We start from the raw sequence: 16,982 nt of genomic DNA, 5'->3' as shown, positions 1-16,982 counted from the left end.
CGTTAGCGCACCAGTCGCCGGCGCATGCCGGCCAGGGACAGGGGCAGGAAGACCACCAGGACCAGCAGCAGAACCGACGCGTTCCAAAGGGAAGATATGCCCAACTGCCCCAGGCAGGCGGCCCGGCACAGTTCGGTCAGATGGTACAGCGGCATGGCCACGGCCCACGGTGCGGCCCAGGACGGCAGGGCGTCGATGGGGAAAAAGGTGCCGGAAAACAGGAACATCGGCGTAATGACAAGAAAAAACGGGATGTTGAACATGTCGATGCTCGGTGTCACGCTGGTAGTGGCCATGCCCAGGGTCCCGAAGACCAGGCCGCCGAAAAAGGCGATGGGCAGCACCAGCAGGGCTTGCAGGCTTGGCGCGAAGCCAAACGGCGCGATCACCGCCAGCATGAGCGCGGCGGCGATCAGCGACCGCGTCGCCCCCCAGACGATCTCGGCCACGATGATCTCCTCCAGGGTCAGCGGCGTGGCCAGGAGCGCATCGTAGGTCTTCTGGTAGAACATGCGCACGAACGAACTGTAGGTCGTCTCCATGTAGCCCTGCCACATGACCGTGACCGCGAGAAGGGCCGGGGCGAAAAACCGGGTGAACCCCATGGCCTGGCCGTGCCAGGTGACGTCGGCAACCAGGCCCGAAAACCCCAGGCCAAACGCCAGCAGGTAGAACACCGGCTCGAGGATCGGCGGCAGGAAGTTGATGGCCCAGATGCGGCGGTAGACCCGGAGGTTGCGCCGCCACACCGCCCAGAAAAGGCTCGTGAAACGCGGGTCGGCACCGTTCATTCCCGCAGCTCCCGGCCGGTGAGGCGTAAAAAGACGTCTTCCAGGCTGGCCGGGCGCAACAGCCCGTATTCCGGGCAGAAGAGGTCACGCAGGGTGACCAGTTCCTCCCGGTCCCGGCCGTAGACGATACAGCGCCGGCCCGAGCGTTCGCTCGGCAGCCCGCCCTGGGCCACGGCCGCCAGAAAGGCCGGCTCGGGCGCCTCCACTTCCAGCACGTGCCGGCCCACATGGGCCTCGATGAGCCCGCGCGGCGTGCCTGCGGCCGTGACCCGGCCGGCGTCCACGATGCACAGCCGGTCGCAGAAGCGCTCGGCCTCCTCCATGGCGTGGGTGGTCAAAAGGATGGTCAGGCCCTGGCGCTTGAGGTCGAGCAGCCGGTCCCAGAGGGTGTTGCGCGACTGGGGGTCGAGGCCGGTGGTCGGTTCGTCGAGGATGAGCAGGTCCGGCCGGTTGACGAGCGCCCGGGCCAGCATCAGCCGCCGGGCCATACCGCCGGAAAGCTCCTCGTACTGGAAGCGCTTGCGGGCCTCCAGGGCGAAAAAGGCCAGCAGTTCCTCGGCCCGGGCCAGGGCTTCCCGGCGGGGGATGCGGAAATAGCTGGCGAAAACCAGCAGGTTTTCCAGCACCGTCAGGTCCGGGTCCAGGGTGTTGCCCTGTTGGCACACGCCCAAGCGCGACCGGATGCGGCGAAAGGCCGTGACGATGTCCTCCCCGAAAACGCGGACCGACCCGGCGCCAAGGGGCGAAAAGCCGTAGATCATGCGGATGGTGGTGGTCTTGCCCGCGCCGTTGGGGCCGAGCAGGCCGAAACACTCGCCCCGCGAAACGGAAAAACTCACGTCGGTCACGGCCGCAACCGGGCCATAGTCCTTGCGGACAGCGGTCACTTCGAGGGCCGGGGGCGGGAGGGCGGCGTCCATGCCTCCCTATACCCCAAGGCGCGGCTGTGGGCCAGGGGCTTCCCGGGCCGTCCGGACGGGGATGGAATATGCCCGAAAGGCGGCAGGGGGTGTCGTTTTCCCGGAAGACGGACAGCGGGGGCGTGTTGCAAAATGAACCACGGCCAGGGCCGCCGGGCTTTCCGCATTGTCACCCGGCTGCAAGGCCGCGACCAGGGAATTGTGCTACAGGCCGGCGAAAAAGGAGTGCGAACATGTTTTCAGGCTTGCTGCAACCCATGCATCTGCTGCTCATCCTCGGGGTAGTGCTCATCGTTTTCGGCCCGGGCAAACTGGGCAACCTCGGCCGCGACCTGGGCAAGTCCGTCCGGGAATTCAAGGCCGCCATGGAGGAGCGCAACATCACGGCCGAGGTCGTGGCCGAGAAGCCCGCGCCGGTCGTGACCGTGGCGTCCGAAAAGACGGGGCAGTCGGCCTAGGACTCGTCTTCTTCCTTGTCCAGCCGGATGGAGCGCCGGAAGCGCTTCTCCAGGTTCTCCTCGAAAAATTCCTGCAGGACCCGGCGGTATTTTTTCAGGTAATACTGCCGGTCCAGGAATTTTTCCTTGTGGCGGTATTTGATGAGCGTCGAGGGGTTGAAGTATTCCGTGGCGTTTTTGCGCGTGAGCACAAACGGCGGCAGCCCTTCCTGGACCATGATGTAGCTGGCCACCAGGGCGCCGGTGCGGTGGTTGCCCTCGAGGAACAGCTGGGGCTGGCTGACCGACAGCACGTACACCCCGGCCGCCCGGCGGTAGGCCGACTTGTGGCGTTTGCGCTCGTACCAGGTGGCGATCTCGTCGATGCCCGCGGCGAAGCGGCGCCGGGTCTCCAGCAGGTGCGGGCCGTATTCCAGGCGCAGGCTGTCGTCGCAGCCGCACAGCACGATGTGGTTGAGCTCCAGGATGTGGTCGAGGCCCGAGGCGGAAAAGACCTCGATGCCGGCCTCGAGCAGTTCGTCCACGTAGGCATAGCCCTCGAGCAGGTTGCCGATGATCTGGTCGGTGAGGGGTTCGCGGCGCATGAGGAGCTTGGCGTTGATCTCCTCGAAGTGTTCCTGCACGTCGCGCAGCGAATCCTCGATGCGGTCGAGTTCGAGCCGGTATTGCTTGTGGGGCTTCATGGCCGGGTTCCTTGGGCGCGGTTGCCGTTCCCGGCGCGGGGACCGGTCCCGGGGATGTGCCGCACTTGCGGCCCGTTGTCCACGTCGGGGCAATGCAAAACGCCGCCCCGGAGGGTCTCCGGGGCGGCGTTGGCGTCATGGCGCGAAAGGGGCGGGCTTAGGCGGCCGAAACCGCTTCCCGCATCTGCCGGCGCGGGCGATTGTCGCCCCCGCCCTCGGCCGGGTTGCGGGTCAGGCCGAAGGTGGAGCGGCGCTCGCCGTCGCGCGGGCGTTCCTCGCGCGGCCGGGCGGCCATGGGCCGGTCGTCGCGCGGCCGGTCGGCGCGGGGCCGGGCGGCGCGGGGACGGTCCTCGCCGGGCCGGTCGTCACGGCCGGGGCGGTCACCCTGGAAACGGTCGGCCCGGGGCCGGTCGCCCTGGGCACGGCCGTCGCCCTGGGCGCGGTAGCCGCCCTGGCGGGGCCGGCCGGCCGGAGCGCCCTGGCGGCCGCGCACCGGGAAGCGCGACGGCGCGGACGGACGGCGGAATTCGTCGGGATCGGGCTCGAAGCCTTCCACGTCCCGGCGCGGCAGGGGCTTACGCATGTGGGACTCGATGGCCCGGACCATGCCCATGTCCTCGCCGGTGACGAAGGTGTGGGCCTGGCCCTCGCGCTCGGCCCGGCCGGTGCGGCCGATGCGGTGGGTGTAGGCCTCGGCCGTGTCCGGGATGTCGAAGTTGATGACGTGGGCGACTTGCGACACGTCGATGCCCCGGGCGGCGATGTCCGTGGCCACGAGCACCTGGAAGGTGCCGCGCCGGAAGCCGTCCATGGCGATTTGCCGCTGGCGCTGGGACAGGTTGCCCTGCAGGCAGGTGGCCTTGTGGCCGGCCCGGCACAGCTGCTGGGCCAGGTTCTTGGCCCGGTGCTTGGTGCGGGTGAAGACGATGACGGAATCGTTGCCGGCCTCGCCGAGCAGATGCTGGAGGAGATGGGGCTTCTGGTGGCCGGACACGGGGTAGATGGCGTGTTCCACGGTGGAAAGCGGGGCCAGGTGGCCGATGCGCACCGTGACCGGGTCGGTCAGGGTCTCGCCGGCCAGGCCGGAGATGGCCGGGGGCATGGTGGCGGAAAAAAGGAGCGTCTGGCGCTTTTCCGGCAGGGCCGAGAGGATGCGCTTGAGGTCGGGCAGAAAGCCCATGTCGAACATGTGGTCGGCTTCGTCGAGGACCAGCGTCTCCAGGGCGTCGAAGCGGACGTTGCCCTGGTTCATGTGATCGAGCAGGCGCCCGGGGCAGGCCACGACGATGTCCACGCCCTGGCGCAGGGCGCGCACTTGCGGGAACATGCCCACGCCGCCGTAGATGACCGTGGCCCGCAGGCGGGTGCCCCGGCCGAGGTCCACGCCGGCCTGGTAGATCTGTTCGGCCAGTTCGCGGGTGGGGGCGAGGATGAGCGCGCGCACGCCGCGTTTTTCCGGCTTGGTGGTCATGAGGCGCTGGATGATGGGCAGCAAAAACGCGGCGGTCTTGCCGGTGCCGGTCTGGGCCAGGCCCATGATGTCGCGGCCGGCGGCCACGTGGGGGATGGCTTCGGCCTGGATGGGGGTCGGGGTTTCGTAGCCGATGCGCGCGATGTTGGCGCAAATGGTCGGATGGAGGCAGAAAGAATCGAAGCTCAAAAGGATATCCTTTGGCAAAAGCGTGATGCCGCGCCAAATATGTCGCGCGGCGGCGATCATGGAATCGAGAAACGGGGGCTGCGGGGCCGCGTCAGGATCGGAAGATCGGGGCCAATGGCACTGGGCCGGAAGGAGCGTCCTGAGGAAGGGGCGACGGGGTTGCAGCTTGTCCGCGTCGACGGGGGCATCACCTCTGGGCCGGTAAGCGCCAACACCGAATAATACGGGCTTTCCGCGCATTGTCAACAGGCGTGGTCGGAAACGCGCTTGGTTTTTCCCGTTTCACGGTGTAGCATGCCGGAAACCAAGGACATTCCATGCCAGATCAGAAAAAGGCCACGCGCTACGGCCTGGCCACCGTGGCCATGTGGTCCACCGTGGCCTCGGCCTTCAAGCTGTCGCTGGCCCATCTGACGCCGTTGCAACTGCTTTTTTACGCCAGCCTGGCCTCGTGCCTGGTGCTCGGGCTGGTGCTGGCGGCCACGGGGCGGCTGGGGGCGCTTTTCGCCCTTTCCCGGCCCCAGTGGCGACGCTCCATGCTCCTTGGGGCGCTCAATCCCTTCCTCTACTACACGATCCTTTTTGCCGCCTACGACCTGCTGCCGGCCCAGGAGGCCCAGCCCCTCAACTACACCTGGGCCATCACCCTGTCGCTTCTGGCCGTGCCGCTTCTGGGCCAGAAGCTGCGGCGCAAGGACATGCTGGCGCTGGTGGTGAGCTATGCGGGCGTGGTGGTCATCGCCAGCCACGGCGACGTGCTGGGCCTGCGTTTCGCCAGTCCCTCGGGCGTGGCGCTGGCGCTGGTGTCCACGCTGGTCTGGGCGTTGTACTGGATTTTGGGGGCCAAGGACGACCGCGACCCGGTGGTGGGGCTAATGGCGAATTTTTTGTGCAGCCTGCCGCTGACGCTGCTGGCGGTGCTGTGTTTTTCCGATCCCTGGCCGGGGTCCTGGGAAGGGCTGGCCGGGGCGGCCTATGTGGGCACCTTCGAGATGGGGCTGGCCTTCGTCACCTGGCTGACGGCGCTTCGCTGCGCCGTCAACGCCGCCCGGGTGGCCAACCTCATCTTCTTGTCGCCCTTTCTCTCGCTGGTGCTGATTCATTTTTTCGTGGGCGAGGCGATCCTGCCGTCCACGGTGGTGGGGTTGGTGCTGATCCTGGCCGGGCTGGGGGTGCAGCGGGCGGGGCGTTGAGCCGAGGCCGTGGCGGCGGGTTTCAGGCCGCAGCGGCGGATTTGAACCAGAGCCGGCTTGCGGCGATGAACAGGAGGCTCCCGGCCAGGACCTGCAGCGGATAGACGTACAGGAACCTGGGCGGCAGGATGGTCGGGATAAGCGCCAGGGCCAGGGCCGGCGGCGAGGCCAGGCGCAGGCGTTTGGCCAAAAGCAGGGCCGTGGCCACGGCGAGCCCGGCGGCCAGCCACGGCGGGCCGGAGGCCAGGCGCGTCACCAGCGCCAGCCACAGCGTGCCGGCCAGGGCGCAGGCGAAAAGCAGCAGGGTGAAGCGCGGCATGGACTGGCGCCGCAGGGCGCATCCCGGGTGGTTGAGCTCGATGAAGGCCACGATCAGCGGCGGCGACATGATGTAGAGCCAGTCGGATTGGGCGCACAGCGCGGCCACGAACGCGATGAACAGGGCCAGCTTGCCGTAATGGACCCATTCCTGGCGGTGTGTTTCGTGCCCGGAGCGGGGCGGCGGTGTTTTGAACGCGGCCTGGCCGTTGCGCGCCTTTCTTTTGTCGTTGCGGTGCGTGAGCAGGGCGATGACGGCCGTGGCCAGACAGACGGAGGCCGGATAGACCCAGCCTTCGACATGGGCGATGATCGGCAGTATGGCCGCGGAAAACGACGGGGACATGGCCGAGCGGCAGACTTTGAGTTCCAGCAGGACGAAGAGGAAGGCCACGACGACCATGAGCACGAGGGAGGTGGCCAGGCAGTGTACGATGAGGACCCCGGTTGCGGCCCCGAGGGTGGGAGAGAACCAGATGGTCCAGGCGGCCCCGGGCCAGGGCCGGTCCTCCATGACCCAGGCCCCGAAGGCCAGGGCGGCGATTTCCGGGAAGATGACGTCGTTGACGCCCACATATTGGGCCAGGGCGACCATGCCCACGACGAGCAGCATGGTGACGTATTCCATTTTCGTGTACATACCTGGGACTTCTGTGAATTTTCCGGGCTGACCCGACCGGGGGGCGTTGTCGGCCTGGAGGGCTCGGCGGCGGCCGCGTCACGGAGCTTACGGCGCGCGCGGTCGCTGTCAATGCCGCCCGGTTGGCGAAGCCCTTTTTTTTCGCCCTCTCTCTCGCTGGTGCTCAGCCACGTTCAGGTTGCCGAGGCGATTTCGCCGTCCACGGTAGTGGGGGCTGCTGCTGATTCTGGCGGGGCTGGGGGACGTTACGTGAAAGAATTATTTATATAACCGGCTTAGCATCGCCAGGTCGAGTTTGAGGATGTTCAGTTCTCAATCTATAGGCTATTATTGTGAAAAAGATTTTCAATTCTATGTACAAAGTCGACAAAATCTTTATAATTAAATTCAACCTCTCCCTTGTCACATGAAAACTTATATCCTTTTTCTGACATGCTAAATCCATTGTGACAAACAGCATGTCTGATGATCATAATGTTTTTTTTGTCGTCGTTTTTATTTGGCGACCCTTTGATGTCTTCGCGGATTAGCACGATAGGCAAGAGTCTTAATATGCCGAAGTTTTGATTGAGTAGAGGATGGATCATCTTGAAGTTTTCACGAAATTTCAACCTTATGTCAGCTAATGTGATATTATCCTCTCCATTGTCGAACAAATTCAAGATAAACTCAATGTATTTTAAGTTTGCGTTGATCGCTAAAATATCGTTCATTTCTTCATCGTTGCGTTTTAGATAGTAAAGTCAAAATGTTTGAAGAATGGTCACCGTCTGAGCCCATCCATTTTGACCAATTGCAGTATCGTTGCGATTAGCCGTTTGAATCATTGTGAAATCATATGTTATTCATTCTTCAAGATTACTGCAACACCACCCACTGCTCCCCGACCTTTTTGAGGCGCAGCGACATCTGCTTGGCCCCGCCCACGGACAGGGGGCCGACATGGGCGGAGGAGACCAGCGTCACCGTGGCCAGGTAAATGTCCCCGTCCCGCTGCTCCACCTTGTCCACCTGGAACTTCTCGATCTGCACCGTGCTGCTCAGTAACCCCATGATGTCGTTTCTGGCCATGGCCTCGCGAAAGGCCATCTCCACCTGCGCGTCGCTGGGGCCACGGGAACAGCCGGCGGCGAAGAGGGCAAACGCCAGCAAGCAACAAAGAACGAACGGTTTCATGATTGACATCGAAGGTATGCCTTGTATTTCAAATTATGGGCCAGTACGCGCCGGGAAGCCAAGGGTTGGCGCAAAAAGAATGCAGGGCGAGCATGCGAAGGTGCTTGCATAAGGGCTGCTAGAACCGTTTCCCGGCCATTGTCAATAGCGCGTTCCCCGGTTTATTGAGTTGAGAATATCCGCCCCCCTCCCCGTTGGCGCGAAGGGTTTCGGGCCGCCGGCCGGGCCTGCCGTGGCGGGTCCGGCACTCCAGGACGCGGGCCTGCGGCATCGGGGCAGATGGCGTTTGCATTGGGCAGCAACCCCGGGGGCGCGCCCTTGTCGATCGAGGAGGCCTCGATGCAGGCTGTGCCGGATGCTCCGGCGGCGCGGGAAACCGTCGCCACGACCGCACGCATACAATATGCCTGTGGCGGACTGGCCGTGGCCGCGGGGCTGCTGGGGCTGGCGGCCGGGCTGCTCGGCTGGGTGGACCTCACCAGGATACTGACTATTTCCGTCCCCATGGCCCTCAGCACGGCCCTGTGTTTTTGCGTAAGCGGCCTGACACTGCTTTTGCTTGCCGGCCCGCGCGGGCGGCCCATGACAACCGCCTGCCTGCTCTTTTCCCTGCTTGTCGCCGTCTATGGGGTCCTGGAAGTGTGCGAATGGCCTCTCGATTTGGACCCAACCTGGGATATAGTCGACCGCATCGCCTACGAGGTGCAAACCGCGCTTTCGCTCCCGAACATCTCCATGTCGCCCATGACGGGCCTCTTTTTTTTCGTGTCGGGCACGGGAACGGCGCTTTTTTTCGCTTCCCAGGGGCCAGGCCGGCCGGCCGGCCGCCTGAAAGACGCGGGAGGCTGCCTTGGCGGCGCGCTGGCCATAGGAAGCCTCATCGTCATGATGGCCTACGTCTACGGGACGCCGCTGCTCGCCGGGACGGACGCCATACCCATGTCCCTGTCGACGGCGATCATCTTCCTGATCCTCGCCGTCGGCATGATCGCGGCGGCCGGGGAAGCGGGCCTGCCCCTGCGGCCCTTTTTGGGCGGGGGCGTGCAGGCCAGGCTCCTGCGCGTCTTCCCGGTCGCGATGTTTGCCATAAGCCTCGCTTTTCCCCTTTGCGACAAGTTCATGCGCTCCTTGCCCCTGTTGAGTTTACCCCTCATGGTCGGTGCCTGGGCGATGCTGCTGGCCATGCTGGCCACGGCCCTGGTCATGATGATCGGCCGGGTCATCGGCCGCGAAATGGACAAGGCTAACCTCTTGCGGGAGGAAGCCGTCCAGGCGCTTCACAGAAGCCATGAACTCATGCGCGGCATTCTCGACGCCGTCCCCCAGTCGATTTTCTGGAAGGATAGGGATGGCGTCTATCTCGGCTGCAACACCGCCTTCGCCAGGTATGCCAACCTGGACAGGCCCGAGCGCGTGGTCGGCAAGAGGGACCAGGACCTGCCCTGGCGACCCGAAGAGGCCGCGGGCTACCGCCGCGATGACCAGGCCGTGCTCGAGACCAACCAGCAGATGCGCCATATCGTCGAGCCCTTGTCGAGGGGGGAGGGGCAGACCATCTGGATCGACACGACCAAGTTGCCCCTGCGCGACAACCATGGCCAATTGTTCGGCGTACTGGGCATCTTCGAGGATATCACCGAACGGGTCCAGCATGAAGCCAGGCTGCAGGAAGCCAAGGAACAGGCCGAGATCGCCAACAAGGCCAAGGGATTGTTTTTGGCCAACATGAGCCATGAGATACGCACGCCCCTCAATGGCATACTGGGCATGCTGCAACTGTTGCAGCTCACCCGGCTCGAGGCCGAGCAACAAGAATACCTCGGCAACGCGATCAAGGCGTCGTATCGCTTGACGCGGCTTCTCGCCGACATCCTCGACCTCTCCCGGATCGAGGCGGGCAAGGTGGAACTGCGCAGGGAACCCTTCGAGATCGCCAAGCAGCAGGAGTCCGTCCTGGACATGTTCGAAACCGCCGCGCGGGAAAAAGGCGTGGTGCTGCAATGCCGCATCGCCCCGGAGGTGCCGCCCTGGCTCGTCGGGGACGAGGCGCGATTGCGGCAAATTCTCTTCAATCTGGTGGGCAACGCCGTCAAGTTCACCCCCGGCGGCCGGGTGGACGTGGCGGTTTTTCCCCTCGGCGCCGGGGCGGGCGGGGCGGCACGCCTGCTTTTCGTCGTCAGCGACACGGGCGTCGGCATTTCCGACGACGTGCTCAAGACCATCTTCGAACCCTTCACCCAGGCGGACACCACCTACACCAGGAGCTTCCAGGGGGCAGGGCTCGGGCTTTCCATCGTCAAGAAACTCGTCGCGCTCATGGGCGGCGAGCTCGCCATCGACAACTCCGGAAAGGGGACAGTGGCCTATCTGTCGCTGCCCTTCGACCTTCCCGCCCGGGGCCGGTGCCTGCCAGCGGCCACGGCCGGGGACGGCCCCGCCGTCGCGGCAGCGGACCAGGGCGTTGCCGCAGCAGTGGCCGGGGACGGCCCCGCCGTCGCGCCGACGGACCAGGACGTTGCCGCCGCAGCGGCGCAGCCCGGGGAAGTGCCCGCCGCAGCGGCGGCGGACGGGGATTTTGCAGAAGCAGCGGCCGTGGGCCAGGACACTTTCGCCGCAGCGACAGCGGTCGGCGAAGTCTCCAGCGTGGCCGCGCCCTCGCGGCGCATCCTTTTTGCCGAGGACGACGCCGTCAACCGCCTGGCCGGCGTGTACATGCTCGAGAAGGCCGGCCACACGGTCGTCGCGGCCCGCAACGGCGAGGAGGTCCTGCGGGCCTTGCGGCAACAGGACTTCGACCTCGTCCTCATGGATGTCCAGATGCCGGTCCTGGACGGGGTCGCGGCCGCCAGGCGCATCCGGGCGGGAGACGCGGGCGCGGCCAAGGCGTCCATCCCCATCATCGCCATGACCGCCTACGCCATGGCCGGCGACCGGGAGAAACTCCTGGCCAGCGGCATGAGCGGGTATCTGGCCAAGCCGGTCGACATGCAACAGATGCTCGCGGCCGTCGCTGCGGCGACGGAAAAAGGCGGGGAGAAGGCCTGACGGGCTGGCCGGCTGTCACGATGTCCCCCTTGCGGGAGGTCCAGGAGGGGCAGGGCCCCTCCTGGCCGCCGGAGGCATCTTTATCTTCAGCCTCGCCTAATCAAACCACTCGTCGTCCTCGTCGATGGGCGTAAAGCCGCGCCGGATCGTGTTTTCGGTGACCACGCGCGGATCGACGAATTGCAGGAGGTAGTCCGGGCCGCCGGCCTTGGAGCCCACGCCGGACATCCTGGAGCCGCCGAAGGGCTGGCGCCCGACCATGGCCCCGACGCAGTTGCGGTTGAGGTAGAGGTTGCCCACGCGGAATTCCTTGCGGGCCTTCTCCAGATGGCGGGGGCTGCGGGAGTAGACGCCGCCGGTCAGGGCAAAGGGCGTGCTCATGGCCCAGGCGATGGCCTCGTCGAAGCTTGCGGCCTTCATGACGGCGAGAATCGGCCCGAAGACCTCCTCCTGGGCCAGCCGGTGCTCGGGCCGGATGCCGGCCACCACCACGAGCGGAGCGTAGTAGCCCTGGCCCGAGGCCTGGCGCTCCACCAGGACCTGGCCTTCCTTGCGGGCGATTTCGAGGTATTGCCCGACCTTGGCCTGCTGGGACGCGTCGACGACCGGCCCCATGCCGTTTTCCGGGTCCTCGGCCGGGCCGATCTTGAGGGACGCGCAGGCTTCGGTCAAACGCGTGATGAACTTGTCGTAGATGGAATCGACCACGATGACACGCGAACAGGCCGAGCACTTCTGGCCCTGGAAGCCGAAGGCCGAGTAGACCACGCCGAGGATGGCCTCGTCGAGGTCGGCGTCGTCGTCCACGATGATCGCGTTCTTGCCGCCCATCTCGGCGATGACCTTCTTGCAGTAGGCCTGGCCGGGATGGACCTTGGCCGCCTTTTCCTGGATGCGCAGGCCCGTCTCCATGGAACCGGTGAAGGCGATGGTGCTGACTTTCGGATGCGCGACCAGGTGGTCGCCCATGACCGAGCCGCGGCCCGGGCAGTAGTTGAACACGCCGTCCGGCAGGCCAGCTTCCCTGAAGATGTCCACCAGGCCGTGGCCGACCAGGGAGGCCAGGCCCGAGGGCTTGTACACGACCGTGTTGCCCGTGACGATGGCGGCGGCGGTCATGCCCACGGAGATGGCCAGGGGGAAGTTCCAGGGCGCGATGACGGCGGTCACCCCCTTGCCCTCGTAGAACAGGTGGTTCTTCTCGCCGGGCTCGCGGCCCATGCGGCGCGGCGTGCCCAGGCGCACCGCCTCGCGGGCGTAGTATTCCAGGAAGTCGATGGCCTCGCCCACGTCGTTGTAGGCCTGGTCCCACTGCTTGCCGACCTCGAGGACCTGGGCCGCGGACAGGGCCACGATGTCGCGCCGGGCGATGGCCGCGGCCCGAAGCAGCACCTCGGCGCGCTCGCGGGGCGCCTTGTCGCGCCAGGCGGCGAAGGCCGTCTCGGCGGCGGCGATGGCCGCGTCCACCTCGGCCGTGCCGGCCTGGCAGACCTGGGCCAGGACCTCGGTCGGGTCGGCCGGGTTGACGGTGGGGATGCGGTCGGCGGTTGCCACGGCCTTGCCGCCGATCCAAAGGGGCAGCTCGCGCCCGGCCTTGGCCCGCACGGCGGCGATGGCTTCGGGGAAGGCCCCCCGCAGGGCCTCCACCGTGAAATCGGCCAAAGGCTCGTCGCGAAAGGCCGTGAGCCCGTCGACCGGGGCCGTGGCGGCCGTGGCCCTGGCCGGCGCCTTGGCCAGCTCGCGCTCCAGGGTTTTTTGCGGGTTTTCCAGCAGGATGTCCTCGGCCTCGCCGTCGGCGAAGCTCAGGCGCAGAAACGATTCGTTGGCCGTATTCTCCAGCAGCCGGCGCACCAGGTAGGCCATGCCGGGCAACAGTTCGCCGTAGGGGCAGTACAGGCGCACCCGGCCGGCGACCTTCAAAAGGCCCTTGCGCACGGGTTCGGCCATGCCGTAGAGCGCCTGGAATTCGTAGCGGTTTTCCGGCACGCCGAGCTGCGCCGCCGTCTCCATGACGTTCGATATGGTGCGGATGTTGTGGGAGGCGCACTGGAAATAGACGAGGTCGCTGTTTTCAAGGATCAGCCGGGCGATTTTCTCGTGGGCGATGTCGGATTCGGGCTTGCGCGTCCACACCGGCACCGGCCAGCCCATCTGCTTGGCGATGACCGTCTCGTAGTCCCAGTAGGCGCCCTTGACCAGGCGGATGCCGAAGGGCAGGCCCTCGGCCCGGCCCCAGGCGATGAGCGCGGCCGCGTCGTGCTCGGTGTCGCGCAGGTAGGCCTGGAGCACGATGGACAGGTGCGGGTAGTCGCGAAATTCCGGCTCGGCCCGCAGGCGCCTAAACAGCTCGATGGTGATGTCCTTGTACTTGAGCTGCTCCATGTCGATGCAAAGCGCCCCGCCCATGGCCATGACCTTGCAGTAGACCGGCCGCAGGCGGGCCAGGATGCCCTCGACGGAACCCTCGAAATCCATGGGCCGGGCCTGGGAAAAAAGGGCCGAGGGCTTGATGGAGGCATTGACCTTGGGCGCGCTGCCCCAGTCCAGGCCGTCGGTCGCGGCTCCGAAGGGTTTCCAGGAGGCCTGCTCGGCGGCGATGGCGTCGAGGACTTCCAGGTAGCCGTCGCGGTAGGCGTCGGACTCGATTTCCGACACCGTGGCCTCGCCCAGGAGGTCGACCGTGAAGGCGAAGCCGTCCTTGCGGATCTTGCTCAAATTCTTGACGGCTTCCCTGGTCTGCTCGCCCACGATGAACTGCCGGGCCATGCCCTCGATGTTGGAGCGGATGGCCTTGCCCATGAGCTTGGCGGCAACGCCCCCGAACATGCCAGATTTCTCGGCGCCCCACTTGAGCACGGCCGGAATGTCGCCGGCCTCGCCGCCGGTGAAATACTCCTCGATGTGGCGCGACAGGTTTCCGGACGTGGTCAGGTAGGGCAGGACGTCCACGAACCGGAACAGCTGGACCTTGAAAGCCTCGTTGCGCATCGCCCAGTCCATGACCTTGCCGGTCCAGAAACCCTTGTTGAAAATGGACGGCGACTCGCCGCGGATGCTGGCGAAAAAGGCTTTGCCACGCTGGCGGATGGCATCGTCGAGTGCGGGATTCATTGCTCCTCTCCGGGTTGCGGTGAAATGCCCAGGGGTAGGGCCCCTGTCTCCTTGACGGTTTGCAGCACCACCGTGGTATTGGTGTCGCGCACGGTGGACAGCCGGCCGATGACCTTGAGCAGTTCGGCCAGGCTGCGGGTGTCGGGCACGCGGACCTTGATGAGGTAGGCGGCCGAACCGGCCACGTAGTGGACCTCCTGGACGCCGGGCACGGCGGCCAGTTGCTGGCCGGTGTCGATGGCGCCCACGGGTTCGTCGGTCTTGACGAAGGTGAAGGCCGTGAGGTCCAATTCCACGGCCGAGGGGTCGATGCGGGCCTCGTAGCCGATGATCACACCCTTGCGTTCGAGCTTGCGCACGCGTTCGAGCACGGCCGAGGGGGCCATGGACACGGCCCGGGCGATGTCGGCGTTGGAGGTGCGGGCGTTGTCCTGAAGGATCATCAAAATGCGACGGTCGATTTCGTCGATCATTCTTCGTTTCTCCTGATGTTGAGTTAAAAATTCGATTTTGCTGCTGTTGTCAAGGGGTTTCTTCGGTTGTCGTCCGCAGGGCGGCGCAAAAAAGGGAAGGCGAGAATATGGCCCGATTCCGACAGGTTGGCACGCTGCTCCTCCTTCTGGTCCTCACGGCCGCAACGGCCCTGGCCGGCGGGGATTTTTCGCTGACCATCCTGCACACCAACGACATCCATGCCCATCTGGCCTCCTTCGACGAATACGGCGCGTTTTGCCCCAAGGAGAAAGAGGCGGCCGGCAAGTGCCTGGGCGGCGCGGCCCGCCTGGCCACGGCCGTGGCCAGGGAACGCGCCAAGGGCGGGCCTTTCCTGCTCCTCGATGCCGGCGACCAATTCCAGGGCACGCTTTTTTTCACCAAGTACAAGGGCGAAGCCTGCGCCTTTTTCATGGACCGCCTGGGTTATGACGCCATGGCCCTGGGCAACCACGAGTTCGACGACGGCCCGGGCACTTTGGCGAATTTTATTCGGTCCCTCAAGTTCCCCATGCTGGCCGCCAATGTGAATGTGGAAAAATCCAAGGAGCTCAAGGGGCTTGTCGCGCCGTACGTCGTTCGGGAAATCGACGGGCGCAAGGTCGGCATCGTCGGCGCCACCCAGCCCAAGGCCGACCGCATCTCCAGCCCCGGGCCCGATGTCTCCTTCCCGGCCTTCATTGCGTCCCTGGAAAAGGCCGTGGCCGCGGTCAAGGCCCAAGGGGCGGACATCGTCATCGTGCTCAGCCACGCCGGGCTGACCGGGGACAAGAAGCTGGCCGCGTCCGTGCCCGGCATCGACGTCATCGTCGGCGGCCACAGCCACGTGCTTTTGGGCAACGGCTATCCCGAGGCCGTGGGGCCGTGCCCGCTGGCCGTGGACGGCCCGGACGGCGGCAAGGCCTACATCGTCACGGCCGGCTATTGGGGCCGGTACCTGGGCGTGCTCCACGTGGATTTCGACGCCGCCGGGGCCGTGGCCAAGGCCTGGGGCAACCCCGTTGCCTTAAACGCCGCCATGCCCGAGGACCCGGCCACCCTGGCCGAGGTGGAGCGCTTCGCCAAGCCCCTGGAAGCCTATCGCAAGACGGTGCTCGGCAGGACGGTCGCGGCCGTGGGCGCGGCCATGTGCCGCCAGGAGGAGTGCGCCGGCGGCGACCTCATGGCCGAGGCCCTGCTGGCCGGTGGGAAGTCCCGGGGGGCCGTGGCGGCGATCTACAACGGCGGCGGCGTGCGGGCCGGTATCGCGCCCGGCGAGGTGACCCTCGGCGACCTGCTCACGGCCTTCCCCTTCCCCAACACCCTGGTCGTGGCCACGCTTTCCGGCCGGGATCTGCTGGCGGTGCTGGAGCACGGCGTGTCGGCCGTGGGGCTCCACGAGGGCAGCGGCCGATTTCCCCAGGTGGCGGGCATCCGTTTCGCCTACGACCTGACCCGGCCCGTGGGCAAGCGGGTGACGGGCGTGGAAGTGGCCGACGCGGCCGGCCGGTTCGCCCTGCTCGACCCCAAGGCCGATTACCGGCTGGCGGTGACGGATTTCATGTTCCGGGGCGGGGACGGCTATGTGACCTTCGGCCAGAAAGCCCGGGACGTGGACGGCGACGGCGACCCCATCGCCGACCTGGCCGCCGCCTGGGTGCGGGCCCATACGCCGCTGGACATCAAGCTCGACGGCCGCATCACGGCCTCGGGCGTGCAGTAGGGCGTGTGGGGAGCGCAGGGAGAGGGATGCAGGGATGAAGGGGGATGCCTCCGGCGGCCAGGAGGGGATGATCCCCTCCTGGACCTCCCCGATGGGGGAGGCATGGCAACGCCGAAGGCTGTGTTGCCCGCCGGACGGTGCGTGAGGAATGTGGTTTAGGCGCGCAGCTTCTTGGTGATCTCGGCGATGTGGCGGCCCTGGAAGCGGGCGCCGTCGAGTTCGGTTTCGGTCGGCATGCGCGAGCCGTCGCCGCCGGCGATGGTGGTGGCGCCGTAGGGGCTGCCGCCGGTGATTTCGTCGATGCGCATCTGGCCGGCGTAGGCGTAGGGCAGGCCGATGACGATCATGCCCTGGTGCAACAGGGTGTGGATGAAGGACATGAGCGTGGTTTCCTGGCCGCCGTGCTGGGTGGCCGTGGAGCAGAACACGCCGCCGGGCTTGCCGACCAGGCCGCCGCGCATCCATATCTGGCCGGTGGCGTCCAGGAACTGGCGCATCTGGCCGCACATGTTGCCGAAGCGGGTCGGGGTGCCGAAGATGATGGCGTCGGCGTGTTCGAGTTCCTCCAGGGTGCACACGGGCACGGTGGACAGGGTTTTCTGGGCGTCGGTGGCGCCCATTTTCTCGATGATCTCGGGGGAAAGGGTTTCGGGGACGCGGCGCAGGGTCGCCGTCACGCCCGGTACCTGGTGCACGCCCTCGGCCACGGCCTGGGCCATGGCGGCCACGTGACCGTAGAGCGAATAGTAGACGATCAGCACGTTCATAAGCCATGTGCTCCGTTTGCGGGTTG

The 16,982-nt window shown here is 66.1% G+C and carries 14 protein-coding genes; 4 read left to right on the top strand and 10 right to left on the bottom strand.

From position 1 onward, the window contains the following. Positions 1–2: 2 nt before the first annotated feature. Both ACP59X_RS22670 and ACP59X_RS22665 read right to left on the bottom strand, forming a co-directional pair. Positions 3–791, bottom strand: coding sequence for an ABC transporter permease (locus ACP59X_RS22670; protein ID WP_428562923.1), 789 nt, complete (start codon positions 789–791; stop codon positions 3–5). Beyond that, entirely contained in the window at positions 788–1,711 is a 924-nt protein-coding gene (locus ACP59X_RS22665) for an ABC transporter ATP-binding protein (protein WP_428562921.1), read from the bottom strand. The genes ACP59X_RS22670 and ACP59X_RS22665 overlap by 4 nt, the downstream gene beginning before the upstream one ends. A 233-nt stretch (positions 1,712–1,944) precedes the next feature. Between ACP59X_RS22665 and tatA the strand changes: the two genes are divergently transcribed. Beyond that, entirely contained in the window at positions 1,945–2,169 is a 225-nt protein-coding gene (gene tatA / locus ACP59X_RS22660) for a twin-arginine translocase TatA/TatE family subunit (RefSeq protein WP_428562919.1), read from the top strand. Here the strand turns inward: tatA and ACP59X_RS22655 are convergent. Together ACP59X_RS22655 and ACP59X_RS22650 are read right to left on the bottom strand one after the other, a co-directional pair. Then, positions 2,166–2,852: a hypothetical protein gene (locus ACP59X_RS22655; RefSeq protein WP_428562917.1), complete on the bottom strand. Its 687-nt coding sequence runs from the start codon at positions 2,850–2,852 to the stop codon at positions 2,166–2,168. The two genes, tatA and ACP59X_RS22655, sit on opposite strands and share 4 nt — an antisense overlap. A 157-nt stretch (positions 2,853–3,009) precedes the next feature. After that, positions 3,010–4,512 carry a DEAD/DEAH box helicase gene (locus tag ACP59X_RS22650; protein WP_428562915.1) on the bottom strand — a complete coding sequence of 501 codons (1,503 nt, stop codon included), beginning with the start codon at positions 4,510–4,512 and terminating at the stop codon, positions 3,010–3,012. A gap of 317 nt (positions 4,513–4,829) precedes the next feature. On the opposite strand from ACP59X_RS22650, the gene ACP59X_RS22645 reads away from it, so the two are divergent. Then, on the top strand, positions 4,830–5,705 hold the full coding sequence (locus ACP59X_RS22645) for a DMT family transporter (protein WP_428562913.1): 876 nt from the start codon (positions 4,830–4,832) through the stop codon (positions 5,703–5,705). A 22-nt stretch (positions 5,706–5,727) separates the two neighbouring features. Here the strand turns inward: ACP59X_RS22645 and ACP59X_RS22640 are convergent, their stop codons facing one another. From ACP59X_RS22640 to ACP59X_RS22630, 3 genes are all read right to left on the bottom strand, one after another. After that, entirely contained in the window at positions 5,728–6,663 is a 936-nt protein-coding gene (locus ACP59X_RS22640; RefSeq protein ID WP_428562911.1) for a hypothetical protein, read from the bottom strand. 317 nt (positions 6,664–6,980) lie between these two features. Beyond that, entirely contained in the window at positions 6,981–7,376 is a 396-nt protein-coding gene (locus ACP59X_RS22635; protein WP_428562909.1) for a hypothetical protein, read from the bottom strand. Positions 7,377–7,521: 145 nt separating this feature from the next. Then, positions 7,522–7,839 carry a hypothetical protein gene (locus tag ACP59X_RS22630; protein WP_428562907.1) on the bottom strand — a complete coding sequence of 106 codons (318 nt, stop codon included), beginning with the start codon at positions 7,837–7,839 and terminating at the stop codon, positions 7,522–7,524. Between the two features lie 339 nt (positions 7,840–8,178). Here ACP59X_RS22630 and ACP59X_RS22625 point away from each other — a divergent pair, with 339 nt between their 5' ends. Continuing rightward, on the top strand, positions 8,179–10,884 hold the full coding sequence (locus ACP59X_RS22625; protein WP_428562905.1) for a hybrid sensor histidine kinase/response regulator: 2,706 nt from the start codon (positions 8,179–8,181) through the stop codon (positions 10,882–10,884). 96 nt (positions 10,885–10,980) lie between these two features. Here ACP59X_RS22625 and ACP59X_RS22620 read toward each other — a convergent pair whose 3' ends face one another. Beyond that, entirely contained in the window at positions 10,981–13,995 is a 3,015-nt protein-coding gene (locus ACP59X_RS22620; protein ID WP_428562903.1) for a proline dehydrogenase family protein, read from the bottom strand. Then, positions 13,992–14,468, bottom strand: coding sequence for an Lrp/AsnC family transcriptional regulator (locus ACP59X_RS22615; RefSeq protein WP_428562901.1), 477 nt, complete (start codon positions 14,466–14,468; stop codon positions 13,992–13,994). The genes ACP59X_RS22620 and ACP59X_RS22615 overlap by 4 nt, the downstream gene beginning before the upstream one ends. 107 nt (positions 14,469–14,575) lie before the next feature. Here ACP59X_RS22615 and ACP59X_RS22610 point away from each other — a divergent pair, with 107 nt between their 5' ends. Beyond that, positions 14,576–16,189, top strand: a complete 1,614-nt coding sequence (locus ACP59X_RS22610; protein WP_428562899.1) for a bifunctional metallophosphatase/5'-nucleotidase — start codon at positions 14,576–14,578, stop codon at positions 16,187–16,189. 155 nt (positions 16,190–16,344) lie between these two features. On the opposite strand, the gene wrbA is transcribed toward ACP59X_RS22610, so the two are convergent. Further along, positions 16,345–16,956, bottom strand: a complete 612-nt coding sequence (gene wrbA, locus ACP59X_RS22605; protein WP_428562897.1) for an NAD(P)H:quinone oxidoreductase — start codon at positions 16,954–16,956, stop codon at positions 16,345–16,347. Positions 16,957–16,982: the final 26 nt, after the last annotated feature.

Origin of the sequence: Solidesulfovibrio sp. DCME (genome assembly GCF_049995385.1) — a bacterium.
Classification (GTDB): Bacteria; Desulfobacterota; Desulfovibrionia; order Desulfovibrionales; family Desulfovibrionaceae; genus Solidesulfovibrio.
The sequence above is the reverse complement of the archived record's forward strand: the minus strand, read 5'-3'. Positions and strand labels throughout refer to the sequence as shown.